The 26,765-nt window shown below is 67.0% G+C and carries 26 protein-coding genes and 2 pseudogenes; 11 read left to right on the top strand and 17 right to left on the bottom strand.

The annotated features are described in order from the left end of the window. Positions 1–362 precede the first annotated feature (362 nt). Together Q0Z83_RS21215 and Q0Z83_RS21210 are read left to right on the top strand one after the other, a co-directional pair. Positions 363–728, top strand: coding sequence for a hypothetical protein (locus tag Q0Z83_RS21215; RefSeq protein WP_317795700.1), 366 nt, complete (start codon positions 363–365; stop codon positions 726–728). A gap of 14 nt (positions 729–742) precedes the next feature. Next, a complete protein-coding gene (locus Q0Z83_RS21210; RefSeq protein ID WP_317795699.1) occupies positions 743–4,816 on the top strand; it encodes a hypothetical protein in 4,074 nt (1,357 codons plus the stop codon). A gap of 42 nt (positions 4,817–4,858) precedes the next feature. Here Q0Z83_RS21210 and Q0Z83_RS21205 read toward each other — a convergent pair whose 3' ends face one another. The 4 genes from Q0Z83_RS21205 to Q0Z83_RS21190 are packed head-to-tail and all read right to left on the bottom strand — an operon-like array spanning position 4,859 to position 7,616. Then, positions 4,859–5,512 carry a response regulator gene (locus Q0Z83_RS21205; protein ID WP_317795698.1) on the bottom strand — a complete coding sequence of 218 codons (654 nt, stop codon included), beginning with the start codon at positions 5,510–5,512 and terminating at the stop codon, positions 4,859–4,861. Then, a complete protein-coding gene (locus Q0Z83_RS21200; RefSeq protein WP_317795697.1) occupies positions 5,509–7,008 on the bottom strand; it encodes a sensor histidine kinase in 1,500 nt (499 codons plus the stop codon). The genes Q0Z83_RS21205 and Q0Z83_RS21200 overlap by 4 nt, the downstream gene beginning before the upstream one ends. A 9-nt stretch (positions 7,009–7,017) precedes the next feature. Next, a complete protein-coding gene (locus tag Q0Z83_RS21195; protein ID WP_317795696.1) occupies positions 7,018–7,263 on the bottom strand; it encodes a hypothetical protein in 246 nt (81 codons plus the stop codon). Beyond that, a complete protein-coding gene (locus tag Q0Z83_RS21190) occupies positions 7,260–7,616 on the bottom strand; it encodes a hypothetical protein (RefSeq protein ID WP_317795695.1) in 357 nt (118 codons plus the stop codon). Before Q0Z83_RS21190 ends, Q0Z83_RS21195 begins: the two co-directional genes overlap by 4 nt. A 170-nt stretch (positions 7,617–7,786) precedes the next feature. Here Q0Z83_RS21190 and Q0Z83_RS21185 point away from each other — a divergent pair, with 170 nt between their 5' ends. Then, positions 7,787–8,005, top strand: coding sequence for a hypothetical protein (locus Q0Z83_RS21185; RefSeq protein WP_317795694.1), 219 nt, complete (start codon positions 7,787–7,789; stop codon positions 8,003–8,005). 62 nt (positions 8,006–8,067) lie between these two features. Here the strand turns inward: Q0Z83_RS21185 and Q0Z83_RS21180 are convergent, their stop codons facing one another. Further along, positions 8,068–8,481 (bottom strand): hypothetical protein, encoded by a 414-nt coding sequence (locus Q0Z83_RS21180; RefSeq protein WP_317795693.1) that lies wholly within the window; start codon positions 8,479–8,481, stop codon positions 8,068–8,070. 42 nt (positions 8,482–8,523) lie between these two features. Between Q0Z83_RS21180 and Q0Z83_RS21175 the strand changes: the two genes are divergently transcribed. Beyond that, positions 8,524–8,964 carry a transposase gene (locus tag Q0Z83_RS21175; protein ID WP_317795692.1) on the top strand — a complete coding sequence of 147 codons (441 nt, stop codon included), beginning with the start codon at positions 8,524–8,526 and terminating at the stop codon, positions 8,962–8,964. 125 nt (positions 8,965–9,089) lie between these two features. On the opposite strand, the gene Q0Z83_RS21170 is transcribed toward Q0Z83_RS21175, so the two are convergent. Further along, positions 9,090–11,618, bottom strand: a complete 2,529-nt coding sequence (locus tag Q0Z83_RS21170) for a fibronectin type III domain-containing protein (protein WP_317795691.1) — start codon at positions 11,616–11,618, stop codon at positions 9,090–9,092. Between the two features lie 586 nt (positions 11,619–12,204). On the opposite strand from Q0Z83_RS21170, the gene Q0Z83_RS21165 reads away from it, so the two are divergent. Continuing rightward, the gene (locus tag Q0Z83_RS21165; RefSeq protein WP_317795690.1) at positions 12,205–12,390 is read left to right on the top strand and encodes a hypothetical protein; all 186 of its coding nucleotides are present in this window, start codon (positions 12,205–12,207) and stop codon (positions 12,388–12,390) included. A 166-nt stretch (positions 12,391–12,556) separates the two neighbouring features. Then, on the top strand, positions 12,557–13,771 hold the full coding sequence (locus tag Q0Z83_RS21160) for an ISAs1 family transposase (RefSeq protein WP_317792577.1): 1,215 nt from the start codon (positions 12,557–12,559) through the stop codon (positions 13,769–13,771). Here the strand turns inward: Q0Z83_RS21160 and Q0Z83_RS21155 are convergent. Beyond that, entirely contained in the window at positions 13,753–14,559 is an 807-nt protein-coding gene (locus tag Q0Z83_RS21155; RefSeq protein WP_317795689.1) for a JmjC domain-containing protein, read from the bottom strand. The genes Q0Z83_RS21160 and Q0Z83_RS21155 overlap by 19 nt on opposite strands. A 216-nt stretch (positions 14,560–14,775) precedes the next feature. Continuing rightward, positions 14,776–15,156: a hypothetical protein gene (locus Q0Z83_RS21150; RefSeq protein ID WP_317795688.1), complete on the bottom strand. Its 381-nt coding sequence runs from the start codon at positions 15,154–15,156 to the stop codon at positions 14,776–14,778. A gap of 7 nt (positions 15,157–15,163) precedes the next feature. Here Q0Z83_RS21150 and Q0Z83_RS21145 point away from each other — a divergent pair, with 7 nt between their 5' ends. Then, a complete protein-coding gene (locus Q0Z83_RS21145; protein WP_317795687.1) occupies positions 15,164–15,532 on the top strand; it encodes a CAP domain-containing protein in 369 nt (122 codons plus the stop codon). Positions 15,533–15,900: 368 nt separating this feature from the next. On the opposite strand, the gene Q0Z83_RS21140 is transcribed toward Q0Z83_RS21145, so the two are convergent. The 5 genes from Q0Z83_RS21140 to Q0Z83_RS21120 form a co-directional block, all read right to left on the bottom strand. After that, positions 15,901–16,218, bottom strand: coding sequence for a hypothetical protein (locus tag Q0Z83_RS21140; protein WP_317795686.1), 318 nt, complete (start codon positions 16,216–16,218; stop codon positions 15,901–15,903). Between the two features lie 6 nt (positions 16,219–16,224). Beyond that, complete coding sequence (locus tag Q0Z83_RS21135; protein WP_317795685.1) at positions 16,225–16,971, bottom strand: WXG100 family type VII secretion target; 747 nt, start codon at positions 16,969–16,971, stop codon at positions 16,225–16,227. A gap of 2 nt (positions 16,972–16,973) precedes the next feature. Further along, positions 16,974–17,312: a hypothetical protein gene (locus tag Q0Z83_RS21130; RefSeq protein ID WP_317795684.1), complete on the bottom strand. Its 339-nt coding sequence runs from the start codon at positions 17,310–17,312 to the stop codon at positions 16,974–16,976. A gap of 30 nt (positions 17,313–17,342) precedes the next feature. After that, positions 17,343–17,666 (bottom strand): hypothetical protein, encoded by a 324-nt coding sequence (locus Q0Z83_RS21125; RefSeq protein WP_317795683.1) that lies wholly within the window; start codon positions 17,664–17,666, stop codon positions 17,343–17,345. An 80-nt stretch (positions 17,667–17,746) separates the two neighbouring features. After that, complete coding sequence (locus tag Q0Z83_RS21120; RefSeq protein ID WP_317795682.1) at positions 17,747–18,247, bottom strand: hypothetical protein; 501 nt, start codon at positions 18,245–18,247, stop codon at positions 17,747–17,749. Between the two features lie 2 nt (positions 18,248–18,249). On the opposite strand from Q0Z83_RS21120, the gene Q0Z83_RS21115 reads away from it, so the two are divergent. Beyond that, positions 18,250–19,200, top strand: coding sequence for an alpha/beta hydrolase (locus Q0Z83_RS21115; protein WP_317795681.1), 951 nt, complete (start codon positions 18,250–18,252; stop codon positions 19,198–19,200). Positions 19,201–19,260: 60 nt separating this feature from the next. On the opposite strand, the gene Q0Z83_RS21110 is transcribed toward Q0Z83_RS21115, so the two are convergent. From Q0Z83_RS21110 to Q0Z83_RS21095, 4 genes are read right to left on the bottom strand one after another with little or no spacing between them, the layout of a single operon-like run. After that, complete coding sequence (locus tag Q0Z83_RS21110; protein ID WP_317795680.1) at positions 19,261–21,018, bottom strand: hypothetical protein; 1,758 nt, start codon at positions 21,016–21,018, stop codon at positions 19,261–19,263. Positions 21,019–21,063: 45 nt separating this feature from the next. Continuing rightward, positions 21,064–22,266, bottom strand: a complete 1,203-nt coding sequence (locus Q0Z83_RS21105) for a hypothetical protein (RefSeq protein ID WP_317795679.1) — start codon at positions 22,264–22,266, stop codon at positions 21,064–21,066. After that, positions 22,263–22,847, bottom strand: coding sequence for an RNA polymerase sigma factor (locus Q0Z83_RS21100; protein WP_317795678.1), 585 nt, complete (start codon positions 22,845–22,847; stop codon positions 22,263–22,265). Before Q0Z83_RS21100 ends, Q0Z83_RS21105 begins: the two co-directional genes overlap by 4 nt. After that, positions 22,847–23,077, bottom strand: coding sequence for a hypothetical protein (locus tag Q0Z83_RS21095; protein WP_317795677.1), 231 nt, complete (start codon positions 23,075–23,077; stop codon positions 22,847–22,849). Before Q0Z83_RS21095 ends, Q0Z83_RS21100 begins: the two co-directional genes overlap by 1 nt. A gap of 560 nt (positions 23,078–23,637) precedes the next feature. Here Q0Z83_RS21095 and Q0Z83_RS55865 point away from each other — a divergent pair. From Q0Z83_RS55865 to Q0Z83_RS21085, 3 genes and pseudogenes are all read left to right on the top strand, one after another. After that, positions 23,638–23,946: pseudogene (locus Q0Z83_RS55865) on the top strand (hypothetical protein); the annotation flags it as partial. A 99-nt stretch (positions 23,947–24,045) separates the two neighbouring features. After that, positions 24,046–24,306 (top strand): annotated as a pseudogene (locus Q0Z83_RS55860) (hypothetical protein); the annotation flags it as partial. A 929-nt stretch (positions 24,307–25,235) separates the two neighbouring features. Next, entirely contained in the window at positions 25,236–26,711 is a 1,476-nt protein-coding gene (locus Q0Z83_RS21085; RefSeq protein WP_317795676.1) for a hypothetical protein, read from the top strand. The last annotated feature ends 54 nt before the right edge of the window (positions 26,712–26,765 follow it).

The raw sequence follows: 26,765 nt of genomic DNA, 5'->3' as shown, positions 1-26,765 counted from the left end.
CCCAACATGCTCCGGCGGTGCGTGTCATTCGTACCGCTTGGTCCGGTTGTTATGCGTCTTTTGTGGTTTCTCGAGGACGAATGATTTCTTCTGTTAAAGATCGAAGGGCGGATTGTTGCCGTACTTTCAAAATTGCAAGCCGCCGTTCGGGAAACGAGGTCGTTTAAAGTCTGTTTACGATCGCCCCCGGGTCCGGCGACGCCCAGCGGCGGTCCTTGAACGCGGATCTGCCATTGTTCGCCGATCATGCCGGGGCACACCGGTACCGTCCGGAAAGGATCGGCGGCGGAATCTGCGGACCCTCGTCGGAGACACCGCGGGCTCGTGTCCGTACGGCTGCGGTCTGCTGCCATGATGAGTACGTGAGCCGGACACTGAAAGTGATCGCTTCGACGCTGCTGATCGTCGCGGGCATGATCGCCGCGGTGTGGTTCCTGCGCGGCCAGGGTCTGGACAAGGCCGAGAAGTGGACGTCGCTGATCGGTGCGTTCCTCTCCGCCGGCACGGGGATCACCGGCCTGGTACTCACCCTTCGACAGCCGTCGGCCCAGGGCGCAGGCCGCCCGGGGCGGATCAGCCGGACCGGTGACGCCGTGGCGACCGGCGCGGGCAGCGAGGCGATCACCGGCTCGGTGGGTGACGCGGCGGGCACGACGGTACGCCGCACCGGCCGCGCCGAGGCCCGCGACGGAGGCCGGGCGGTCAGCGGCGAGGACCGGCGCCCATGAGGAGCAGGTACTGAATGGACCTGCGCAGAAGCGGCGACACCGTCCGCGACACCGGCGACGCGCAGGCCACCAACGGCGGCATCGCCGTCACCGGCAAGGTCGGCACGCTGGTCGTGCATCCCCCTCCGCCACCACGGTCGCATTACGCCGAGGAGCGGGTGGGCCACATCGCGCCGGGCGAACTGCTGCAGCGGGAGCAGGAACTGGCCGTGCTGGCCGAGTTCTGCACCGCCGCCGACCCGTCGCCGTCCTACCTGTGGTGGCGCGCCCCGGCCTGGGCGGGCAAGTCGGCGCTGCTGTCGACGTTCGTGCTGAATCCGCCGGCCGGGGTGCGTGTCGTCTCGTTCTTCGTCACCGCCCGCTGGGCGGCGCAGAACGATCGCGTGGCGTACGCCGAGGTCCTTCTCGAACAGGTCGCCGAGCTGCTCGGCGAATCGCTACCGCCGCTGCTGACGGACGCGACGAGGGAGACGCACCTGCACGGCATGGTCACCCGCGCCGCCGAGGCGTGCCGGGCGCGCGGCGAACGGCTGGTCCTCGTCGTGGACGGCCTCGACGAGGACCGCGGCGTGACCACCGGCGCGGACGCGTACAGCATCGCCGCCCTCCTACCCGCCCGACCGCCGAGTGGACTGCGCGTGGTCGTCACCGGGCGACCGAATCCACCGATCCCGTCCGACGTTCCGGACGACCACCCGCTGCGCTCCCCGACCTGTGTGCGGGAACTGACGACGTCGTCGCACGCCACCGTGCGGCGGATCGACGGCGAACGGGAGCTGAAACGACTGCTCCAGGGCACGGCTGCGGAACGTGACCTGCTCGGCGTCCTGACCAGCGCCGGCGGCGGCCTCTCGGTGACCGCGCTCGCCGAGATCTGCCGGCGCGAGTTCTGGGAGATCCAGGACCTGCTGGTGGCGGTGACCGCACGCACCTTCGGCGAACGTCGCGGCCATTGGGACTCCGAGACCGTTCTCGTACTCGCCCATGAGGAACTCCAACGCCAGGCCCTGGCCCTGCTCGGGCCGAAACGCCTCGGCGAGTACCGGGCGATGCTGCACCGGTGGGCCGACACGTACCGCGACCGCGGCTGGCCCGCCGACACTCCCGAATATCTGCTCCGTGGCTACGTTCGACTGCTGAAGGACACCGCCGACGTGCGGCGGCTGCTCGCGCTCGCGGGTGATGGGGCGCGCCACGACCGGATGCTCGACATGTCCGGTGGTGACGCGGCGGCCCTCGCCGAGATCCGGACGGCCTTCGGCATGATGCTCGCCCGGCCGGAGGTGACCGAGGCCGATTTGAGTGAGCTGCTGCGGCTCCGCCACCATTACAGCCGCATCGAGATGCGCAACGCCTACATTCCGGTGGTGCTGCCCGCGGTGATGGCGGCACTCGGCCAACCGGCGCGGGCCGAGGCGCTGGCCGACGGCATCGCCGCGCCGGAACGTCGGGCGAAGGCCTTGACGGCACTGGTGAAACCGTTCGCCGGGACGAGGAGATCAGCACGACTCACCGCCCTCGCCGAACGCGCCGCCAACGCCATCCCGGAGACGACAAGCCGCAGGCAGGCACTGGAGGCGCTGGCGGTCACCCTCGCGGAGACCGGCGCGGCGGACGAGGCGCTGCGGGTGACGCGCCAACTCGTCGACCCGGCCGCCCGAGCCGCCACTCTGCTCAACCTTGCCGGCCTGGCTCGTGAAGCAGGCGCCTCGGAGCGGGCCGACGCCCTGATGGACGAGGCACAGCGGACGATCCCGGCCGTCGAGCAGTCCTCGCCACGCGTGCGGCTACTGACCCAGATGGCCGAGGCACGCGCCGCCACCGGTGATCGCACAACCGCCCGCGCCCTGCTCGACGAGGCGGAGCATCTGGCCACGGCCGACGGGGTCGACGGGTTCCTCCGCACGTCGATGATCATCGACGTGTGCGTGGCGGCAGCCACGCTCGACCCGGCCCGGGCTCCACTACTGGCCGAGCGCGCCGAAATGCTGGCGAGCGCCCTCGAGAACCCGGAACTACGCGCACGCGCACTGGCCGCGCTCGCCGTCAGGTGCCACCGGACAGGCGACGCCGATCGAGCGCGGAATCTCGCCGACGCAGCGGAAACGGCTGCCGGTGCAGTCGCCGACGCCCTTTCCCGAGGAAGCGTTCTGGCCGTGTTGGTCGGCGAGTTGTTCGCGGTCGGCCCCAGCGAGCGCACCAAGGGCCTGACCGCGGCTGCCCGGCGGGTGGCTGTCGATCTCGCCGATCCAATGGCCAGGGACCTCGTCCTGAACAAGCTGGCCCAGGTCCTGGTGGAGATCGGTGACCTCGCCCAAGCCGGGGAGATCGTCCACGAGTTCATGGACGGGCCCAGCGGGCGCCCGATGATGGTTCCCGGTCTCACCTCCGCGTTGGTGCAGGCAGGCCGTGTCGCCGAGGCCGACCGGATCGCCCGGGCCGCCTTCCATCCGACACACCGCGCACGCGCCATGGCCGAAACGGCCGTCGCACTGGCCGGGGTGCGAGCCTTCATCCAGGCCGAGGAAGTCATCGACGACATCACCGAGAAGGATGTACGCGCGGACGCGATGGCACAGCTGGCCCAGGCCCTCACCGAGGCGAGGATGTCGGGTCGGGCCGGGCAGTGGGCCGACACCGCTGAACAGACAGCGCGGACCGTACCGGACTCGTACACGGACGCGGTGGCGCTGACGACCCTGTTGACGGCGCTGGCAGAGGCGGAGCATCTCGATCACGTCGGTGCACTCGGTCGCGCCGCCGGGCAGGCCGCTCTCGCCGTCACCCCGCCGGAGGCCCGTGCTCAGGTCCTCGCCGACCTCGTGCCCGTCCTGGCCGGGGTGGGGGAGCATGCGTGGGCCCGAGAACTGGCCGACGCCGCCGAGGAGACCGCCGGCGGCATCGCCGACGAGGATAATCGGCTGGTTGCTCTGTTGAACCTGGTCGAGGCCGAAATCGACGCCGGCGAGCCAGACCGAGCCGAGAGCCTGGCCCGCCGCATCACCGATCCCGAGAGCCGAGTGCCGGCCCTGTGCCAGGTGGCAGAGGCCTGGGCGGAGCAGGGCGAGTCGGGCCGGGCCTGCGTCGTTCTGGACGCCGCTGAGAGCGCGGCCCGCGCGATGACCGACCCGGGCAGACGCACGGAAGTGCTGATGGCCGTGGTGGAAGCGCTCGCCGCCACAGGACACCTCGACCGGGCGGACGGACTCTCCGACGCCCTGGCCGGACAGGGACGCGTGCACGCCGAGACCCTTGCCATGCTGACCGACTCGTGGGCCGAGAACGGCGACTTGGCCCGCGCCGAACGGACGGCCACGGCCATCACCGACCCCGACCAACGGGCCGCCGCCTTCATCACGTTGGCGCGCGCCCACACGCGTGCGGGAGACGAGACCCAGACCGGCACCTGGGTTGAACGAGCCCGGCAAGCCATACTCGCCGTCGAGGACCCGCTCCGACAGGCGCGGCTCTTCGCCACGCTGGCGCTGGCGCTGGCTCAGCAGGGAAATCCCGACGCCGCCGGCCGCGTCGCCGACGACATCGCCCACATCGGTGAACGTGTCGAGACGCAGAGCCGAGTCGCTGCTCACCTCGTCGCCTCGGGCCAGATCGACGCGGCTCTCCGTCTGGTCGGCGTCGTCGAGGGTTTCGTCGCCGAGATATTCGACCCCGCGCGGCGAGCCCGAATCTGTTGCGGCCTCGCCGCTGTTCTGATCGACGCCGGAAAGCCACGCCGTGCCATCGCCCTCGCCGGTCGGGCGGAAGAGGCGGCCCGGTCCATTCCCTCGCTTCGGGAGCGAGCACGGGTCATGACCGGCCTGGCCGAGACTCTGGCCCGCGCAGGCCACGTCCAGGAAGCGGCGCGGCTGGCTCGCGCGCACGGCCATCCGAAGGACAGGGCGCGGGCATTGGCGGTCGTGGCCGCGGCAGCCGGGCCACCCGAGGCCGCCCGCCTGCTGGGCGAGGCGGTCACCGTCGCCCCGTGGGACGTGTCGATCACCACGCTCGCCGAGTTGTATCCCGAGACTCTGATCGGGTTCGCGACGGTGCTGGCCGCAAGTCGAAGACGCGACTCGGACGGCTTGTAGCGGGGTCGGATCCCGCGGGTACAGCGCGCGATCCGGTCCGGGTCAGAGCAGGCCGGCGCGCTGGGCCACCATCGCCGCCTGGACCCGGTTGTCGCAGTTCAGCTTGGTGAACAGTCGGTAGACGTGGGTCTTGACGGTGCCCTCGGAGACGAACAGCTGCCGGCCGATCTCGGCGTTGGACAGACCCTGCGCCAGCAGCACCAGGACATCCCGTTCGCGGCCGCTCAACCCCTCGACAAGTTCAAGATCCCGATCCGGTCGTACGGGTGGAGTCGGCAACCGGTCCAGCACCTGACGGGTGACCTTCGGCGACAGATAGGCGTTCCCGGCCGCGGCGGCACGGATCGCGAACGCCAGTTCCTCGGCGGCCGTCTCCTTCAGCAGGAACCCGGCGGCGCCGTCGGTGAGCGCCTGCGCGATGTACTCGTCCTGTCCGAACGTGGTCAACACGACCACCCGTACCGCGGGGGCCAGCCGGCGGATCTCGCGTAACGCGGCCAGGCCGTCCATGACCGGCATCTGGATGTCGAGCAGTGCCACGTCCGGCCGGTGCCGCACGGCGATGTCGACGGCGGCCCGGCCGTCGGCGGCCTGGGCGACCAGTTCGATGCCGTCGACCGGCCGCAGGATCGCGTCGATCGCGGTGCGGATCAGCGAGTCGTCGTCGGCCAGTGTCACCCGCAGTGCCTCGGTCACGGTGTCCCTTCCCGCTTCTGCTTGTCCACCAGCACCCCGTCCCGGAAGCAGAATCGGTAGATCATCTCACCGGACTCGGTACGGAGTTGGTCGAGCAGGGCCGCCGGATAGTCGACACAGCCGGCGGGAACCTTCGTGCCGGTCTCGTCGGGCTCCGGCAGCATCGCGCGCACCTCGGTCTCCGGCTGACCGATCCGGATCGCGTCGTACGTCTCGCCGTCGACGGCCACCATGGCGGTCGTCAGCCAGACACCGGACGCGCACAGCACCAGGAATCCGGCGATGGACACGGCCGTGGTGGCCATGACGATCCGGGAGCGGCGGCCCTGCCGTTCGACCAGACCCGCGAAGTCCGGCCCGGTGGCCGCGACCGCAGACGAGGGCGAGGGTTCGTCGGCGGTGTAGGCGAGGGTCGCCGCCAGGCGGAACCCGCCGTCGGGGGTAGGCCCGTGGAACAGCACACCGTTGGCGACCCGGACCCGTTCGGCCAGCCCGAGCAGCCCCTGCCCGGTGCCCTGCACGGTACGGCGGCCGGGCGTGTTGGTGACCCGGGCGATCAGCGCGTCCTCCTCGTACCGCAGAAGGATCGTGATCGTGCCGCCGTGAGCGTGCCGCAGAGCGTTGGTGACGCCCTCCTGGATGACGCGATAGGCGGCGTGCTCGGTCATCGCCGCCAACGGTCGCGGCTCGCCCTCCCGCTCGACCTCGACCTGCGCGCCGGAGGCCCGGGCCTGCTCGGCCAGCTCGTCCAGGCCGGACAGCGGCCGCACGGTCGGCTGGGTGCCGTCCTGGGCGAGCAGCCCGAGGATCTGCCGCAACTCGGACATCGCCGCCGCGGACGCCTGCCGGATGAGCACGCCCTCCTCGGTCGGTGTCATCCCGGCGTAGAGCGAGATCAGGGTCAGCCGGTTACCGAGCGAGTCGTGCAGGTCCCGGGCGATGCGGGCACGTTCGCGGATCTGCGCCTGCCGGGCGATCTCGGCCTGTCCGCTGTGCAGCTGCACGTTGCGGTGATGCATCGCGGCGAGCAGGGTCCGCCGTCGGCGCACCAGCCGGGCCACCCCGGCCGGTGCGCAGGCCAGCAGGGCGTAGAGGGCCGAGAACAGGACCGCCCACTCCAGCGTCAGCGCGGTCTCCCACGGCACCGACAGCACGAAGCAGACCCAGCCCGCGGTCAGTCCGGCCACGACCTGCCACGCCCGGGCGGCGCGGTAGCTCAGGGACGCGCTGAGCACCACCATCGGCACGACGCCCTGACCGCCGGTGCCGAGGCCGATCAGGGCCGCCGTGACGTACGCACCGAGCGGGTTGACCAGCCGCAGCACCATCAGCACCGGGGTGGTGAGCCCGACCAGCCACGGCGCGAGCGGGTACAGGTCGGCCGAGATGGCACCGGCGGTGGCGCCGGCCGTCACCAGGATCAGCAGCCCGGCCTCGTAGGCCAGACGCCAGGCACCGGCGGCGGCGATCCGCGCACGCTGGCGAGCGATGATCACGGCATCTCCTCAGCGGCTTTCGCGGTCGATCCGACGGACCGCGTCGTGGGCTTCGAGCAGACCCGCACCGGTACGCTCGCGGTAGATCTTGACCGATGCCGTCCAGCCGTCGCGACCCAGAGTGTCGCGGACCTCCGCCCGGCGAGTCTCCGGATCGGGTGCGGTCACCGCCCGACGGCCCAGGTACTGGCCGACGATCAACATCACCAGGCCGGCCGCGCCGAGCGCCAGACCGGCGGCCATCAGCGGAGTCACCGCTGGGCCGGAATGGTGACGGCGCTCTTCTCGGCGAGTTCGCCGTCGACGAAGCAGAAGCGCCACAGGTCCGGACCCTCACCGGTGATCGGGCTGATTCCGTAGAAGACGCACGCCGCGCCGGCCGGTGCGCCGGTGCGCAGGTCGTTCTCGTCGATGTCGTTCAGCGGTTCGGGCAGGGCGGCCAGCACCTGACTCTGCGCCGTCCCCTCCTTCTGCGCGTCGAACTGTGCGCGGGTGATACTGGCCTTGCTCAGGTCCAGGCCGGCGTCGATCCACTGGTAGGCGGTCCAGCCGAGACCACCGCACAGGACCACGAGAACGACCGCGATGACGATGAGTGCCTTGCGCATTTCGATTCCTCCGTCGCTGTTGGGGAGGACTCGAAGACTTCCGGAATCGGGGGCGCAGATCGTCAGGCCATCGTGCGAACGCACACACCCCGCACGTCAACGAAAGTCAGAGGCCGATTCGGTCGTACGCCCGACGAGACGTCCACCTTGCAGCGGGCACGCTCATCGGCATGTCGAAATCGCATCAGCCCCGCCGTTCCGCCCGCCACTCCTGGTGGCAGACGCTGCTCGACGCGGCGCCGGCCCTGCTCGACCTGCCCGGAACGATCGGTGACCTGGCCGGTGAGGTCTCGGCTTCGGTACTCGACGACCTCGCTGATTCCCGCTTCCTGAACGGCGGCCGACGTCACCGCCCTGACCGCCACCGTGATGCGGATCCGGGCCGATAGTTGGTCGGAGGAGATTCAGCGTGCGGCCGGGAGCAGCGGCGCCGAGAGGGCAGCCGGCGACGCTAGGCGGCCGACACCACCAAGGCCGTCACGACCCGGTTGGCGAACTCGGCATGCTTGAACGGGCCCACCGGCAACCGGACCCGCTTGCCGGTGGAAAGGTCCGCCCATACGGCGAATCCCGGCCAGCCTTGCTGCTTGCCTACCGTCACCGACACGACTGCGGATACACGGACGACACCCGCATCGGACAGCCACCAGTCGGGGGCGCCGGCGACCACGACCTTCGCAGCCTCGGCAGCTGGATCCGCGTCGTCCCACGCGTCGACAAGAAGGTCCACTCCCACGCGGCGCGTCGGCTTCTCTCCTGCAGCCCTTACTGCGGCACGCTCTCTCACCCGTCCATCAAGATCATCATCATCGATCGGCACGTGCGGAGCGGTGATCTCCGAGTTCGACTCTGCGGGATGACTCATCGCGCCATCGGAACCCACACTCGCTGATCGACGCAAGAGGCGGTGACCGTAACGCCCACACCGACGTCGACGTGGATGCAGCGAAGGCAGGCGACGATCGGGTTCGACCGGGGCGTGCCGGCCGGCACCACGGTGTGGCGGCTACTGACCCGCCTCGACGACGCCTTGGTCAGCAGCGTCCTGGCCGGCTGGCTCCAGGCCCGCAGACCGCCACGCGCCGTGGCTCGGCCGCGCCGCTACCGGACCGTGATCGCCGTCGACGGTAAAACGCTGCGAGGTGCCCGGCTGGCCGACGGCGGTCAAACGCATCTGCTGTCCGCGCTTGACACCAGCACCGGTACCGTCCTCGCCCAGGTCACGGTGGACACCAAGAGCAACGAGATCCCGTCGTTCAGCCCGTTGCTCGACGCTGTGGAGAACCTGCTGGGCAGTCTTGCCGAGGTGCTGTTCGTCGCGGACGCTCTAAGAATTGCAGCCGAATAACGCGCATGCAGAGAACAACTCCTTGAGGTCTCCGGCGCTTCGCGCGACCGTTAGGAGCGCGAAGCGCCGGAGACTATTCAATCATCGAACTTTCGGCGCTGCGGCAAGTTGCCCCAGGGGAGGACCTAGCTGTGGGACATCATGCAGTTGGAGCGCACTGACTCGACGTTATCCGTCACCGCAACGACGCACCATTCAAAATACTGAGCACCGGGAAACAGCCAGCCGACCCGGTGCGAGGTGCCGCTCACCGTATTATCGACGGTAAAGTCACCGCCATTCTGAACATTTCGATTGAGGACGCGGTACTTGCTCGCCCCCGGCACCGGATCCCACTGGACTTCGACGTCGGTAGCTGTCAGCATCTTGGCCGATTTCAGAACCGGCTTGTCGAGTTGACTTCTCAAACACTGAGACTTGGGGCCTTCCAGCGTTCCATTGACGGCCGCTATGCACCACTCCCACCTATCCGCGCCGGGAAAGAGCCAGCCGAGCTGATGAGAGGTATTGGTCGCTGAACCATGCTTGGCGAAGGTGTTTCCAGCAACCACGTCCCGACTGTAAATATTGTAGGACGTCGCGCCAGTCGCCCGTGACCATTTGAGACTGACATCTGTGGGCGACGTTATCTGAGTCGCCAGAAGTGAGGGCGGCTGCGGACTACCGAATCCGAAGTATGCTTCGGCAGCGACCGATGGGAAACCTTCTCCGCCTGCATTAACAGACGCAACGAGGAACACGTAACGATGCCCCGGCTCCAAGCCTAGGAGGCGGAAGTTCGTATCAGCTGTATATCGCGAATCGACTACGGCATCCGGTATCGACAGGTCGAAGTAATACACGCGGTAGGCGCCTACCGTGTCGCTGAACGCCCCCGATGGCGGAGTCCAACTGAAATCGACGTATGATGCGCCCGGATGAACAGAGATGTTCGTGGGCCCGCTTGCGGTTCGGAGATCAGCCACGGCCGAGGCGGTCGGCGATGCGGAGCCTTCACTGTCACCGTGGGTGGGAACGACATAGAACTCGTATCGGTGTCCGGAATCAAGCCATCCAACGTGCCAACTATCTGCTGGGATCTGCAGCGCTGATCGCGTGAAGGTCCCACCGACGGTCGCATCACGTTGATAAAGCCAGTATCCACTCGCAGCAAAGCTATGTTCCCAAGTAACCTTAATCCCCGACGTGGTTGTAACAGCCCGAATCCAAGCTGGCGTTGTAGGAGCTAGGTCAGGAACGCTGGCTGGAATAGTGCCGAATACGTTCCCCAACGAAAAACTCGAGTTCAGGACATTCGCGAATGCGCGGGCAATCCGGAATTCACCAACACCGTTAGGATGGAGGCCGTCATATGTGTGAAGCCCGGAATTGATCTGGCTTTTAATGTCGACAAGTCGTACTGGGGATGCCGCAGTGTTCAGCGAGTCGAGCTTCGGTGCCAACTTGCTAGCGTACTCATCAGTTATACGTGGCAGGTCGGGTAGATTTGACATCGGTGACCGCTGGATAACATTGGCCACCAGGATGCGAATGTCCGGCTTACTCGCGCGCGCCTCTGTAATAAGTGTTTGGATATCAGAGACGAGGCCATCTGGAGTAGAGACGCCCCATCCAAGATCGTTGAAGCCAAGAGACACGAGCAAATAGTCAGGTTTGTAATCAGCCACCCGCCCCCGAATAACATTCTTGGTCTGCGCGACTTGGCGACCCCATTGGGAAAAATGGTCGCTGTCGAAACTTAGGTTATTACGGTATTTGCCGTCGAAACTAGGTGGCGCCGATACTGTTGGAAATCCTGCCGGCTGCTCTGAAGGAAGATACGTAGTACCACGGTAGGGGCCAACGAAATTAACCGCTTCGTCGCTCTGTTTCAGATGCTCCGCGAGGCGATAGCGCCAGGTATAGTCACCTTCGTGTCCTTGACTGATTGAGTCGCCGACAACCATGATACGCGTCCGGGGATCTGAGCCTCCACCTTGCCCACCGTCATTTCCTTCTCCGCAAACAGTGCCTACAGCGCCACCAGCTTCCCATTTTTCAGAAGCTACTTGCGTATTCCATCCAAGCGATACAGAAAATCCGTCGTTAGCGATACCTATACCCGCTGAATTGATGTAAGTGTCAGCCCAGGTGTGAACGTTGTAGCCGAAAATCTTCGTGTTTTCACACTTGCCGTTCATAGTTTCAAATTTGATAATGATTTGCCCGCCATAGACGTTCATGTCAGTCAAAGAATCCGGACAGTCATGGCCCAAATCCGACCAAAGTCTGATGCCGCGGTCTGGGATTCTCTGCGCGACACCATATTCGTTGAATTCTTCGCCTTGGTTGCCCTCAAATTTTTGTTCTGCGTAATTACCTTCTATGGTGTCAAGGTCTGGATCACCCCACCAGTAGGTTCCCTGCCACTCAATGTTGTACTTCGCGTCGTTCGTTCCACTAAGGCGAATAGCGACCGCATCCTCGCCACCGATGGTTTCATCCTCGCGGCAGTCGAATCCCCAGTGATCGTTTATGTCAGAAGCATAGTCGTGGTTTAACCAGGTCCAACTTGCAGAGGCTACATAGAGGCCCGCGTGCGGGTCGTAAAGTAGACTTGTGTCCCACTCGACGTCGCCCTGGTCGACACCATCGCCTGTGCCAAGAAGATCCACGTCATTTCCAGCGGCAGCCTTTGGATTAGCGACACGAGGCGCCCTGGTTGTGACCTGCGAAATCTTGCGTAGACACCAATCGTTGGTTAGGACTTCCTCAATCTTCGCGGTAGAGGCTCCACGAGAGCGTAACGAAGCAATGGCGGAACCCATTGCATTCTCACCGTCAGACTCGTGGCCTAGGGCAGTGCCTTTGCGAATGCAGGTCGCCGAAGTCGCTTTATCGGGATCGGCGTGGGCGGCGCTGCCGGAACTGACAGTGCCGACAGTTAGACCGAGTAAAAGGACGACGATAGTTGATGTCAACACCCTTGGTCGCATGGATCTCCTTTAGCTACTGGTCATCGCGGGCTTCGATGCACCCATTGCTCGGCCATAGATGGCTGCGCATGCCGGAGAGCGGAGAGTACCAACCTCCGGTCCACTGTGGTGTCCCGTTGAGTGAGTCCTTCGGACTACCCAGAGCGTCCGACCTGTTGCTACGATCATCGAGCCCTGACCACAAGGCCGTAGATTGTGCCCAGCCGCCGGTGTCATCCTCGCGGCCGCTACTCCCGCACAACGAGAGATGCACAAGGAGCGAAAGGTGCTGCAACGACCGGGCATTATTCCGGAAGCCATTGGCACAATTTCTACACTTGCAGGCATCTATATCATCTGGGATGTATGGCTCACACCGGCAATCAAAGGAGTGCTGCCGATTGGCGCGATTTTGATCTTCGGTGGCCTTCTCCTGCGTATCGAGGCCGCCATCAGGAATGTCGGTCGCTGACGTCATCATTCCTAATACCGCAACGGCACTCCACACGCGGGCAGGCGCTCTGAGCTGGGATGATGTCGAGTGATCGGCCTATATGGAGGCGGATGGAGCGGGTGAAGCCCTCAAGGTGATCATGGAGTTCTTGACGCTGCACGACCACCGAGGACTCCACCCGCCGATGGCATCATCTCTGATCTGCGTACTGACCGTGACAACCCCTGGCATCGACACGCCACCGCCGCCGGTCACCGACGGTGAACACGGCGGGCTCCTGGCCGCCGCGAGCCTGGTCCCGGACCCGCGGAATCCTCGCGGGGTGCGATATCCGCTGGCAGCGCTGCTCGCCGTCGCGGTCTGCGCCGTCCTGGCCGGCGCCACCTCGTTCACGGCGATCGCCGACTGGCTGTACGACCTGGACGAGCCGGACCAGCGACGGCTCGGGTTCGACCGGGGCTTGCCTGCCGGCACCACGGTATGGCGACTATTGACCCGACTCGACGATGCCCCGGTCGGCAGCGTCCTGGCGGGCTGGCTCCGCACCCGCACACCACCGCTCGCCGTTCCCCGGCCGCGCCGCTACCGGACCGTGATCGCCGTCGACGGCAAGACATTGCGCGGCGCCCGTCTGCCCGACGGCCGTCAAACGCATCTGCTGTCCGCGCTGGACACCAGCACCGGCATCGTCCTCGCCCAGGTCACGGTCGATACGAAGAGCAACGAGATCCCGTCGTTCACACCACTGCTCGACGCCGTGGAGAACCTGCTGGGCAGCCTTACCGGGGTGCTGATAGTCGCCGACGCCCTGCACACCCAGACCGGCCACGCCGAGCAGATCACCCGCCGCGGCGCACACCTGCTACTGCAGGCCAAAGGCAACCAGCCCACCCTCCACGCCCAGCTCAAAGCCGTTCCCTGGGCGCAGATCCCGGTCGGTGACCGCACCCGCGAGCGTGGTCACGGCCGCAAGGAGACCCGCACGGTCAAGGCCGTCACCCTGCAGACCCCGGGCGGGATCGCGTTCCCGCACGCCCGGCAAGCCGTCCGGATCACCCGGACCCGCACCACCGGCGGCAAGACCAGCCGGGAGACCGCCTATCTGGTCACGTCCCTTCCCGCTGCCGACGCTCAGCCCGCTGACCTGCAGAAGTGGGCCAGATCGGAGTGGTTGATCGAGAACCAGGTCCACAACGTCCGAGATGTCACGTTCCGTGAAGATCTTCATCAAGCCCGGACCGGCACCGGACCCGCCGTCATGGCGACACTGCGTAACACCGCGATCGGCTGGCACCGCATCAACGGCGAAACCAACATCGCCCGCGCCAACCGCCGCGCCGACCGCCGTTCAAACGACCTCATCACGGCCGTGACCAGCAGCTACCGGAACATGCAATGACCCTGGCACTCCACACCAGCCGACTGCCGCTTGCCGATCTGGCTCTGTGCGTGCGAGACGTAGTCGACGTTCGGCTCGGCACGTGCTGCCTGCAGCAGATCGGCGGTCAGCGTGCTGACGTCAGCGTTGGCCAACCATTGCGTCAGCACGTCACGCGCCTCGGTGACCTGCCCGGCGAAGGCAGCAGGGTCGACGACGCGGGCGGGCGGGATGACGCGGCGCAGAGGGGTCGATGCGAGAACAACCCGGGCCAGCTGTCCGGCGCCCCAGTAGCCCGTGCGCTCGCGAGCCACGAACGTCACGTGGACGCTCTTCTGCGTCTGGCTGCGCGCATGCGGGTTGTGCATCCAGCCGCGCGGGAGCAACAAGATCTGGCCAGGGCCGAAGTCGAACTCGAAGTCGGGTCGCATCGACTTCATGCGGTCGAGGACTTCGCCGCCCGGCGAGGGGTTGGACGCGAACTGCTCACGGTGCGGTTCCTCGACCCTGGGTTCCCAGAGCCTCCAGGTCTTGCGACCGGCGAGCTGGTAGACGAAACCCATGTTCTGGTCCCAGTGGTGATGCAGTCCTTGCCCACCGCCCGGGGTGATGAAGTCGGTGGCGTAGGTGCCGTAGCCGGTCTCGGTCTGGATGGCCGCGCAGATCGCGTGCACCTCCGGACACCGGCGGTGCAGGTTGCGCAGTTGGATGGTGTAGCCCGGTCGACGTAGGTGGCGCAGCCCGGCGTTGCGATCTGTTGCCGACGAAACGCGGTCCAGGCAGCGTAGCCCGCCGGAGGTAACGATCATCGCGGCGAGCCTGGATGGGCTCAGCTGAATGGAGGATCGGTGACGATTAGTTCTCGATGAAGCAAACCTTAATGATTTCTTAGTACCGATCTTTGTCCGGTCGGGGCATGAATAGTGAGTCGGCTGCTTCCGAGATCCGGAAGCTTCAGCAGCATCGCTGCGCCGTGAGCCGACGAGGTGAAAGTCCGTGCCCATCCCCCCGAACCGGCGGATCCGTTACACCCTGACTGTTGTCGGTGCACTCGGCTTGATCGGCGCCGGGTCCGCATCGATCGTCGCGGGGACCGCTTCCGGTGGCGATGAGGTTCGCCTGACCGCGGCTGCTCCCGGCGACGCCCTGACGAGTGCTGCGGGCGGGCCAGTCGACACCGCAGATGCTCTACCGGGCACGTCGCCGACGGCCCCGCCCGTGGCATCGAATTCTGCCGGGCCGTCGGTATCCGCATCGGTAGTGCCGCCGCCGAGCACCGTGACGAGCGTCCGGCCGTCGACCCAGCCGACGTCGTCCACCAAGCGGCGGACCAGGGCCGCCACGCCGGCGCCGACGGCGACGACCTCGGCACCGTCCAATGGCGGCACCGCTTCCTCCTCGGTCACGGCCGAAGTGATCCGGCTGGTCAACATCGAACGGCAGAATGCCGGCTGTTCCGGCCTCAGTGGCGAGTCGCGGTTGGAGGCGGCGGCGCAGAAGCACTCCGAGCTGCAGGCCGCGCAGAACACCATGTCGCACCAACTGCCCGGGGAAGCGAGCATGGGCGACAGGGTCACCGCCGAGGGCTACCGATGGCGGGGCGTCGCCGAGAACGTCGCCGCCGGCTACACCAGCCCCGCGAGCGTCATGGACGGCTGGATGAACAGTCCCGGCCACAAGGCCAACATCCTCAACTGCGCCTACACGGAGATCGGCGTCGGCTTGGCGAAGTCCTCCTCGGGCACCCAGTACTGGACCCAGAACTTCGCGACGCCGGCCTGACCAGGGCTGCCCGTTGAGCGACCACCACGGCCAGTCTCCCGGCGGGTCACGGCCGTCTCCGCCGCCCCGTTGGAGCCCTCCGCGGGGCGGCGGCCATGGAGCTCGCTCATTGATGCCCGACAGAGGAACGGCGGCCGCGATCATCTTCAACTTGCGGGCGGCGTCTACTGATCGAGCTGGGGCCGAGTGATCACCCGCTCGCCGTAGAGCAGCGCACCGGGATCACCCTGGAACGGGTGCGGCAGATTGCCGAGACGATCTTGCATCCGAAAAGGTGAATCGGGCGGTCGGCGGACTCGGATGTCGGTCGTGCTTCGCGGAGCCGACCGTGGACGTGCGCGAGAGCCTCACCTCCCTTACCACGCTTCCTAACGGTGTTCGTGACGCGGGTGAAAGCCGTCGTCGGCGCCTTCGGCGAGTTGTTCCTCGAGCCTCTCCAGCTGGGCGGCACAGTCGCCGATCTGCTTCTCCCGCTCGGTTTCGCTGAGTCCGTCGCGCCACTGCATGAACCCGTCCACGTGGGGCGCCAGCGCCTCGGCGTACGCCGAGAAGGCCATGCCGTCGGCCACGTCGATGTTGCCTCGCAAGGCCTCGCCGGCGAACTCGCGGAGCACTTCGTTGTCGCTGTTGTCGGCGATGTGGCGCAACAAGCCGGTGAGGATCTTCTGTTCCGCGTTCTCGTTCATGATCTCCTACAACGGTGCCGCATTGGCCGGATGCTGGTAGGCGGCGGGCAGCGGATACCGGGACAGGGCGCCGGTGTCGGCGGAGGCCGCCTGAATCTCGCCGGTGAGCAGGTTGATGGCGTTGTAGGCGGTCGAGATGATCAGCTTGAGTTTGGCTCCGAGCTCGTAGATCTTCCACGCTTGATAGGCGGCGTAGGAGTACCCGGCGACGGCGCCGACCCCCGTCTCGATGGCGGCGGTTCCGGCCGAGGTGGCGATCACGCCCATGATGGCGGCGTCGCCCATGTCCTTGATGACGCCGGACGCCGACTCGGCGAGCCGGTAGGCCCCCTCGGCGGCCTTGAGATACGAGTCGGCCAGATCGGTCAGGCTCTCGTGCTGGGAGCTGAGTGTGGATCCGAGCTGCATGAAGTAGACGTAGGCGGCCTCGGACGCGTTGCCCTCCCACTGGGCATCGAGGTCGAGGTTTCCGCTGGTCAGGTTGATGCCGATGGCCTGGAGCGCATCGGCGAGGTTGGCGATGGCGCCGGCCGCCTGCCAGATGGTCTCCCAGTCGCCGCCGAACACCTTCGCCGCGTCCCCGACCGGGTCGTAGCCGCACGCCTGCTTGATGAACTCGTTGATGATGTGGGTGGGGCTGAACCAGTCGAACACGGTGCCGGGGTTGGAGAAGGGCTGACCCCAGATGGACTCGCTGCGTTCCGCGGGCGCGGTCAGGTAGGCGGTCGGGTCCTGCGGATCACTGAATCCCATGCTCAGCTGACCGCGGGGATCGGGCGCTGCACGGACGGGTAGCTCTGGTCGAGACGTCTGGCGGAGTCCTCGTCGGTGTGCTCGTAGTGGGTGGCGGCGTCGAACAGCGCCTTCTGTGACGCGTCGAGGATGTCCGTCAACTGGTCGAGCATCGCGCCGAGCTTGCGGCGGACGGTGCTGTGTTCGTACCCGATGAGGCTGATGAGGCCACCCTCGATGCCCATGGCGATCTCGGGCACCTGCGCGGTGAAGTAGGCCTTGCAGTCCTGCGCGTCGTCGTGGGCGCGGCCCAGCATGAACCCGTAGTTGCGTATCGCTTCCGGGTCTACCTGCAACGTCATCAGATCTTCTTTCTCAAAACAGAGCGAGTCTCAGACGAGTACGGCGCGCAGGCCGAAGATCAAAAGGTCGCCCAGAAGGATGAGAGCCGCCCCGACGCCGACCCGCCGGAAGGACCGCTTCGGATCCTTGGTGAAGACGCCGATGGCGGTGATGACGATGCCGGGGATGATGAACGGTGCCGCGGCCAGGACCGGAGCCACCGGGAAGTCCGGCTCACCGATCTTGATCGCCAGCATGGTGAACACCATCAGCGTGCCGACCCCGAAGAAGATCACGGCCACGCCGGTGTAGCGGCGCAGCTCGCCGCCCGCGTCGACGTAGCTCATCTCGTTCTTCTTCTTCGGTTCCGGCATGCCATCGACAGTAGCGAAACCGTGAATTGGACGTTGCCCCGCAACTTCGCAGCTCACGATCGACTATCTGACACGCCGCCTCAGTGCCAGTAGCGTTCGCCGACCTGGCGGGCCAGCAGTACCGGGCTGCCCAGCCGGGCGGCGAGTTGCACGGCGTCATCGACGCCGGCTCCGATTCCCGGGGTGGCCTGCTGGTTGCGGAACCGCTGTTCGGCGGTCTGCGGCACGATCAGCCGCCAGACCTGATCCGCGTCTGACGGATGGGCCGCGGGCCAGATCCGCATCACCGCGCCGGTGGCGTCCACCACGGCACGCTTCTCCAGGATGTACAGCTGGGTGTGGCCGGTCGGGACGGCGATGTCGGCGTCGCCGAGCACCTCGACACCGAGGATCGTGCAGGTGAAGCCCCAGTTCGTACCGTAGATCAGTGAGGTTTGGTCGTGGCTGACGTCGAACGCGGGGAGGCCGTTCGAGAACGGTCCGTCGTAGGCGTACGTCGTCAGGTAGGGAGGGTTGAAGGCCCCGGCGTCCGGTGAGGTCCATGCCGTGCGGTCGGTGATGGCGCCGAGGTCGGGTGTCACCGATGGATGATCTCATCGGCTCGATCGGCGGCCCCGGGGATACGCTTCTCGGCGTGCCGGTGATCACTGAACTCAGTTACGCGCCCGCGGACCCGCCCGGCGGCCGAGGTCACCTCCTCGACCTGCACCTGCCGGCCACCACGTCCGACGGCCCGCTGCCGGTGCTGATCTGGAGCGGCGGCTCCGGGTGGATGGCCGACAACGGCAAGGACAGCGCCGACCTGATAGCCGAAATCTTCAACCCGATGGGGTACGCCGTGGCGGGCGTCAGCATCCGCGCGAGCTCCCAGGCCGTGTTCCCGGCGCAGCTGCACGACATCCAGGCCGCGATCCGCTGGCTGCGCGAGCACGCCGACGATTATGGTCTCGACCCGGCCCGGTTCGTGATCATGGGTGACTCGTCGGGTGGCTGGACCGCCGCGATGGCCGCCCTCACCGGCGTCGACGACCCGCCGAGCGCGGTGCGGGCCGCCGTCGCCTTCTATCCGCCGACGAATTTCCTGCAGATGGACGAGCAGATGCCGCCCGGCGGCCGTGAGTTCTTCAACAGCATGTTCGGCCTGACGGCCTGCCACGACGACCCCGCGTCACCGGAGTCGGCGCTGCTCGGCTTTCCGATCCAGACCCGGCCGGAGGAGGTACGGGCGACCGACCCGGCCTCCTACGCGAGCGCGGCCGCCCCGCCGATCATGATCCTGCACGGGCAGGACGACCGGTTCGTCCCTCACGGGCAGAGTGTGCTGCTCTACAACGCGCTGCGGGCGGCCGGTGCGACGGCGACGTTCTATTCGGTGCCGGGCGCCGGCCACGATCGACGAGAGGTCCTCGACCCGGCCAACCACATCGGGCACACCGTCTACCGCACCGCCGGCGGCACCGAGCGCATCACCGTCGGCGCGCCGGCCCCCAGTTGGGAGGCCGTCGCCGACTTCCTCCGGGCGGCCCTGCACTGACGTGCTCAGCGGGTGCGTTGCCGCCGGTAGCGGTCACGGAGGCGGTCGCCCTGACACGGGTCAGCCGGCCGTCGGCGAGGTCGGTGACAGGCCGCAGGCATCGGCCACCGCGTCGGCGCCTGCTCGGTCGCCGTAGCGGGCCAGGGCCGCTGCGAGGTGGCGGGCGGCCAGCGAGGCCTGGGGCTCGTCGGTGGCCTTCTCGAGGAGGATGCCGAGGGTGTCGAAGTCACCGGTCCGGGCCGCCGCCTCGGCCAGCCAGCCGGTCAGTCGGCGGGGGAGACGGTTGGGCCGGAAACGATCTGTCAGCCGGGCGGCCGTGGCACGGCCGGCGGGGCCGAGAGCGATGGCGGGAGCGGAACTCTGCGGTGGCGGGTACGCCGCCAGGTCCGCGATCATGCCGTACACCTCAGCGAACAGATCCGGGTCGTACTCGGGTAGGTCGGTGTCGGCGGCGGCCGCGATCAGTAGTTCCGCGGTGAAGCCGTATCGCCGGGCGGGTGTCGCGGCCGATACGGTGCGGAGGTGGGCAGCCGCCTCGCCCGCGCGGCCGATCGCGATCAGCCCGGCTGCCAGACCGATGTCGACATGACCCGAGCCGTGGGTGGCCAGCCGTGTCCGGATCGTCGCCGCGCGCGTGCTGAGGATCTCGGCGCGCAGGTCCGGCCCGGCGAGCACGAATACTCCGTGTAGTAGGTCGGCGATCTCGAGCGAGAGTTCGTAGGGTCGCAGGTTCGCAGTGTCCAAGGCGTCGAGGAGGGTCCGCAGTCGCTCGTCGGTGACCGGCTCCGGCCGTCGGCCGAGCCGGTCGACGATCTCTTCCGCCAGCCGGATGGGGGCCGACGAGGCGAACGGTCGGCCACACATCTTGGACAGTTCGGCCAGCGCGTCGTCGACCCGCCCGAACGAGAGGAGAAGCACGGTCAGACGGTGCTGATAGGCCAGCTGCTGGTGGCGGTCGCGACCGCCTTTGGGGCAGGCCCGAAAAGCGGCCACCACGGCCTTCGCCTCGCGTTCGCCGGTCAGGACCTCGGCCCTTGCCTCGCGCTCGCCGGTCCGGACCTCAGCCTTCGCCTCGCGTTCGCCGGTCACGACCTCGGCCATGGCGAGCAGAGCCGCCTGTCGAGGGTCCGGTTGCAGCCGGGCGGCCAGTTCCAAGGCCTCCGTCAGCCGGCCGGCCTCGGCCAGAGCCCGCGCCAGGCCCACTCCCTCGGTGCCTTCGGTGTCAGCGTCCAACTCGCCGCAGCGCCGATCGATCTCGGCGAGACCGAGCGGAGCGAGCAGGCGGGCCGCGGCGGCCAGTCGGGGTCGGTCGGCCGCACCGAGGATGGACGCCCACAGATCAAGCCGTTCCGGTTCGCCGGGATGCGCCTCGGCCAGCGCGGCCACGACCGCGGCGACGCGGTGCTTCCGCTCCCGATGGGGACCGTACGGCGGACTCTCCTCATACTGCTCCACCGCGAGCACGGCCCGTAGCAGCGCCTCCTCGGCCTCGTCCGACCCCGCGGCGAGTCGAGCGAACCCGCTGCCCAGCTGTGGCCGGAGAGAGATCTCTCTGGTGACCCGGCCGTTGTCGATGGCGGCCGCCAGCACCGACCGCGCCTGTTGCCAGGGCAGACGACGGGCGACCTCCGGCAGCGTGTCGGGCGTCGGCCCGGCCCGCAGCACGGTGATCAGCTGCTCGGCGGCCGCGGTCGGATCCCCGCTGTCGAGCAGCGCCTCGGCCCAGGCGGTGCGCTCCTCAGCCGACGCGGTCGGAGGGTCATCGGTGGTGAACCGATCGAGGATCTTCAGGGCGTGATCGACGACGACTGAGTGCATGCGGCGGATGTTAGTGGTGCCCTCCGACAGAACCGCCGATGCCTTTCAGAGGCTGTGGACGGGAACGTTCGTGGTTCCGGTTTCGATCTCGTACGTCCCGTCGCCGAGTTCTCGCGAGGTCAGGAGTGCTTGGGCTCGCCATTGCTCTGATGGCCACCGGGTGTTCGACATCGACCAGCGGACACCGATCAGCGACACCCCGGTGAGGTCCACATCACTGAGGTCGGCCGTCGTGAAGTCGTTGCGGGCGTGATCGAGGTCGAGGCCGAAGTCGCGGGCGAGGTCGCCGGCGATGGCGAGGTCGCGGGCACGATCCAGAGCGCGGCTGCGGGAACGCGCGCGGAAGAGAGCGAACACCCGGACGTGGTCGAGGGCGCGAGCGAGGCCCCGCGGGCGGTCGTGATCGAGGTTGAGGTCGAAGGCGCGGGCGAGGTCGAGGTCGCGGAGGCGGGCGAGGTGCAGGGCGCGATAGGTGGTGAGGTCGAGTCCGAGGACGGGGGTGAGGTCGAGGACGTGTCCCAGGTCGCGGGCGAGTCCGAGGACGTGATCGAGGTCGCGGGCACGATCCAAGGCGCGGATGAGGGCGGCCGCCAGCTCCCGGGCAAGGTCGGCGACTGCCGCTTCCGGGTCGAGGACCGGGCCGCTGATGAGTTCGCGCCTCAACCTGTTGGAGAGGTCGCCGGCGAGGTAGCGGACATGGTCGAAGGCGAGGTTGCGGGTGAAGACGGGGGCGAGGGCCGTGCCGACGGCGGTGGCCCGAACGGAGCTGAGGTCGCGAGTGAGGGCATAGGCGCGGTCGCGGACGTCGCGGGCGGAACTACGGCCGAGGTCGAGCTCGAGGTCGAGTAGTCCGACGATGACGTCGTTGATCGCCTTCGCGCTGGAGATGGCCAGGGTGAACTCGACGGAGACGACGGACGGATGGTTACGCAGAGCGAGTCGGCTGGTGCTGTCCATTGACATCAGTCGAGCAGCGACGGTGCTGTGCAGTTCCGGTCGGTCCGGCATGGGGTCGGGCTTTCGTCGCAGCTGTATCGGGGAGGATGGTGCCGGTTCCGGCGTGGCTTCCGTTCGGCTCGGGACGATGGCGTGGAGTCCGGCCTCGACGTCGAGATCGAGGTCCTGTTCGGTGCCGGCGTGCTGTGCGGCGATGAGGACTTCACGAAGCCCCGCCTCGACGTCGAGCAGGCGGCCGAGGTCGGCTGCGGTGCCGGCGTGCAGGCTCGAGGGCGACTCGTCGTGGTTCATTCGCTGCTTCCCTCCTGCGCGAGCCGGGCGACGAGCTTGCGGCGGGCCAGCATCAGGTTGGATCGGACCGCCTCCGAGGTGATGCCGAGTTCCTCGGCGATCTCCTGCGGCGTGAAGTCGTCGAGGGTCCAGGCCATCACCTGCTGTTGCCGTTCGGGAAGCGTGGCCACCAGTCGCAGTACGTCCTGCCGCTGTCGCCAGGCGGCGGTGTTGTCGTAGGCGGGCAGCAGTGGGCTGAGGATCTCCGGCTCCGTGGCCACCTCATGGCCGATCTTGAAGCGCCAGAGACCGAATTTGCGGGAGGCGACGCTTCGCGCCCAGGCCCGGTGCCGGCGGATCGACGGCCACTGCTTGTAGACCTCGATCATCGTCTCCTGGGCGATGTTCGTGGCGTCGACGAGGCCGGCACCCATCCAGAGTAGGAAGTTGACCAGGGGTTTTATCTCCTGGCGGTAGAAGGTGCTGAAGGCGGCCACATCATCGGCCGACGGTGCCTGGGGGCGGAGATCGGCCGGAGCGCTGGGTGTCGCCGGGGGCGCCGAGCCTCGGTGCTCGTCGGGAGGTTCCAGGACGCCGTTCATCAGGACTCGTTTCGGTAGGCGATACCGATGTCAACGGTGAGGCGGGTACCGTCGTCGCGCTGTTCCTGAACCCGGCTTCCGGGCGGCAGCGTGGTCGCCACGCGCAGGTAGTCACCCCGTTCCCGTTCCCGCTGGAGCCGGAAGCGCTGGCGGAGCCAGATCGCCACCAAAGGTGTGACCGTCCCGAGAACTCCGAACCCGATGCCGATCACCTCGTGAGCCGCTATCACCGTGTCACCTTCCGCCGTGCCGCCTGTCCTGTTCACCGTTCAGTGCGATACGGCAGGCCCGGCGTGAAGCGCGCAAGTCAGAATTTTCGGATTTCTTCGGGGAGATCACGTCGCCCCGGGGGCCGTGCCGGGCGGCCTACCAAGCCAGCGACCGTCAGCCTTCGACCTCTATGGCCCTTGCCGGTTGATCGCTATTTGCCTGACGTTCTTTCCGCCGCCATTTGAGATAGATGACCCCTGATATGCTTCGACCGTTCGTAAAGGATCTCGACACGGGGACGAGTCTGATGAACACGGGGACGAAAACTCTGCATTCCGACGCCTCTCATTTTCTCCTGCGCGATTGCCGGGAGTAGGGTCGGTCAGTGGTAATCATTTAGCGTCCATCATTGACGCTCTCACTTAACTGTGCGCCGCCGCTATTGCGTATGCGGCGGTAATTCGTGCTGCCGAAAACGTGCCGGCGCCGAATCATGCTCCGGATCGATCGCGATTCCGGGAAACAATCATGGGGAGGAAGCTACTTGCGCACCTCGACCGTCCGCCGGATTTCCATAAGGATGTCCCGGCTGACCGCCGCTACCGCCTCGGCGGTACTTCTCGCGGTATTCGCCGTGGGCCCGGCGACGCCCGCCAGCGCCGCCGCGAATCCGAATCCGGCCCGGATCACCGATGAGTCCTGGTGGTTGATGGAGCAGCTGCTGGCGCTGGAACCCGGCAGCCAGAACGGCGGTATCTACGCCAATAAGCCGGGTTACCACAACACCCGTGCTGCCAACGCCTCGGACGACTACTCGGTGCGTCACGAGGAGGACCAGGGCGGTCCCTCGGACAAGGCGGCGGCCTACGACTGGACCTTCCCCGAAGCTCAGCTCGCGTCGACCAACCTCGCCGCCGTGGCCGCGTCCGACTATGCCGGACCGGTCAGTGCGGCGGACTTCCAGGCGGCCGCCGCCGACTACAGCGGCATCGCGAAGTACTCCAAGCGGCTTCTCGCCTCCGGCCAGGACCCCAAGGACCCCCGGCTGAACGGCTGGAAGGAGTTCTTCGGCCAGGCCGACACCGACAGCGCGGTGGAGGGCTACGACTTCCGTGCCGACGAACTGTCGTCGTCGGACTCCTCGCACCTGTGGCACATCCACCTCAGCGAAGACCGCAACAAGGTCGAGAGTCGCGAGAACAAGGAAGCCCTGCTGAGCGTTCTGCGCGGCGAGACGGTCGCGGAGTGGCTGGCGCCGCAGCAGCGGCGGACCATCGGTGACTACAACAACGACGGGCAGACCGACCGCGCGTTCTACCGGCCCTCGGACGGTAACTGGTACATCCAGTACTACCGGACGAACGGTGTCGCGATTCACCCGCAGTTGAATGCGGCGGCCGGTGATGTTCCGGTGCCGGGTGACTACAACGGTGACGGTCAGTTCGACCGCGCGGTGTGGAACCCGAACGGCGAGTGGAAGATCACCTACTACGGCAGCAACGGTACGGCGATCTACCGTGACTGGGGTCAGGCGGGCGACATTCCGGTTCCCGGCGACTACAACCGCGACGGCCAGTATGACCGGGCGTTCTACCGGCCGTCGGATGGAAAGTGGTACATCCAGTACTACCGGACGAACGGCGTCGCCATTTACCCGCAGCTGAATGCGGCGGCGGGGGATGTTCCGGTGCCGGGTGACTATAACGGTGACGGTCAGTTCGATCGTGCGGTGTGGAACCCGAACGGCGAGTGGAAGATCACCTACTACGGCACGAACGGTACGGCGATCTACCGCGGCTGGGGTCAGGCCGGTGATATTCCGACCCCGGGCGACTACAACGGTGACGGCCAGTACGACCGGGCGTTCTACCGGCCGTCGGACGGTAAGTGGTACATCCAGTACTACCGCACGAATGGCGTGGCGATCTATCCGCAGTTGAATGCGGCGGCCGGTGATGTTCCGGTGCCCGGTGACTACAACGGTGACGGTCAGTTCGACCGCGCGGTGTGGAACCCGAACGGCGAATGGAAGATCACCTACTACGGCACCAACGGCACCGCGATCTACCGCACCTGGGGCCAGACCGGCGACATCCCGGTCACTCAGTAACCCCCTTCGCAACGGCCCCGGCCGCTCAGGCCGGGGCCTCCCTCTCGTGCGCCAGGAGGACCACTGCCATGAACCCGTACCCACGCCTCGCGGCCGTCTCGGCGGTCGTCGTCGGACTCATCACCGCGGTGTCGCCGGCCGCCGCCGCTGCCGAACCCGACCAGCCACTGAGCACCGAACAGGTCGTCGCGCTGGCCCTGACCGCCGTCACGTGCCAGCCCGACGGGCCGACCACCCAGGACAGCCAGCTGGCCGCCACCCTCAACACCAGGCTCAACAACTCGCCTCGCCTGGGCGACACCGTCACCGCGTACCAGGTCTCGTGTGCCCGAGCCATCGTCGCGGCCGTCCGGGCTCGCAAACTCAACGAACGCGCCGCTGTGATCGCGCTGACCACGGCGATCACCGAGACCACCCTGCACAACTGGGACGGCGGCGACGACGACAGCGTCGGGCTGTTCCAGCAGCGCCCGTCCCAGGGCTGGGGCGACCCGGCAGACCTGGTCAAGCCGGCCTACGCCACCAGCAAGTTCCTCGGCTCGATGCTCGACAAGTACCCGGACAACGCGTGGAACAGCGGTGACATCGGCACCATCTGCCAGCGGGTACAGGTATCGGCCTATCCCGACGCGTACAGCCTCGAGGTGAACAACGCCACGATCATCGCCGATGCGCTGTGGGCGGACGAGACCGTCCGCTCCGCGACCACCGGCGACTACAACAACGACGGGCAGACCGACCGGGCGTTCTACCGGCCGTCGGACGGTAAGTGGTACATCCAGTACTACCGCACGAATGGCGTCGCGATCTATCCGCAGTTGAACGCGGCGGCCGGTGACATCCCGGTGCCGGGTGACTACAACGGTGACGGTCAGTTCGATCGTGCGGTGTGGAACCCGAACGGCGAGTGGAAGATCACTTACTACGGCAGCAACGGTACGGCGATCTACCGTGACTGGGGTCAGGCCGGTGACATCCCCACCCCGGGCGACTACAACAACGACGGCCAGTACGACCGGGCGTTCTACCGGCCGTCGGACGGTAAGTGGTACATCCAGTACTACCGCACGAATGGCGTCGCGATCTATCCGCAGTTGAACGCGGCGGCCGGTGACATCCCGGTGCCGGGTGACTACAACGGTGACGGTCAGTTCGATCGTGCGGTGTGGAACCCGAACGGCGAGTGGAAGATCACTTACTACGGCAGCAACGGTACGGCGATCTACCGTGACTGGGGTCAGGCCGGTGACATCCCCACCCCGGGCGACTACAACAACGACGGCCAGTACGACCGGGCTTTGTACCGGCCGTCGGACGGTAAGTGGTACATCCAGTACTACCGCACGAATGGCGTCGCGATCTATCCGCAGTTGAACGCGGCGGCCGGTGACATCCCGGTGCCGGGTGACTACAACGGTGACGGTCAGTTCGACCGGGCGGTGTGGAACCCGAACGGCGAGTGGAAGATCACCTACTACGGCAGCAACGGCACCGCGATCTACCGCAGCTGGGGCCAGACCGGCGACATCCCGGTCACCCAGTAGATCTCCCGGCGGAGGACCCCACCACACGCGGATCGGGGTCCTCCGCCCAGCGAT

The organism is Actinoplanes sichuanensis (assembly GCF_033097365.1).
In the GTDB taxonomy this organism is placed as follows: Bacteria; Actinomycetota; Actinomycetes; order Mycobacteriales; family Micromonosporaceae; genus Actinoplanes; species Actinoplanes sichuanensis.
This window is presented reverse-complemented; position numbering and strand designations above follow the sequence as displayed.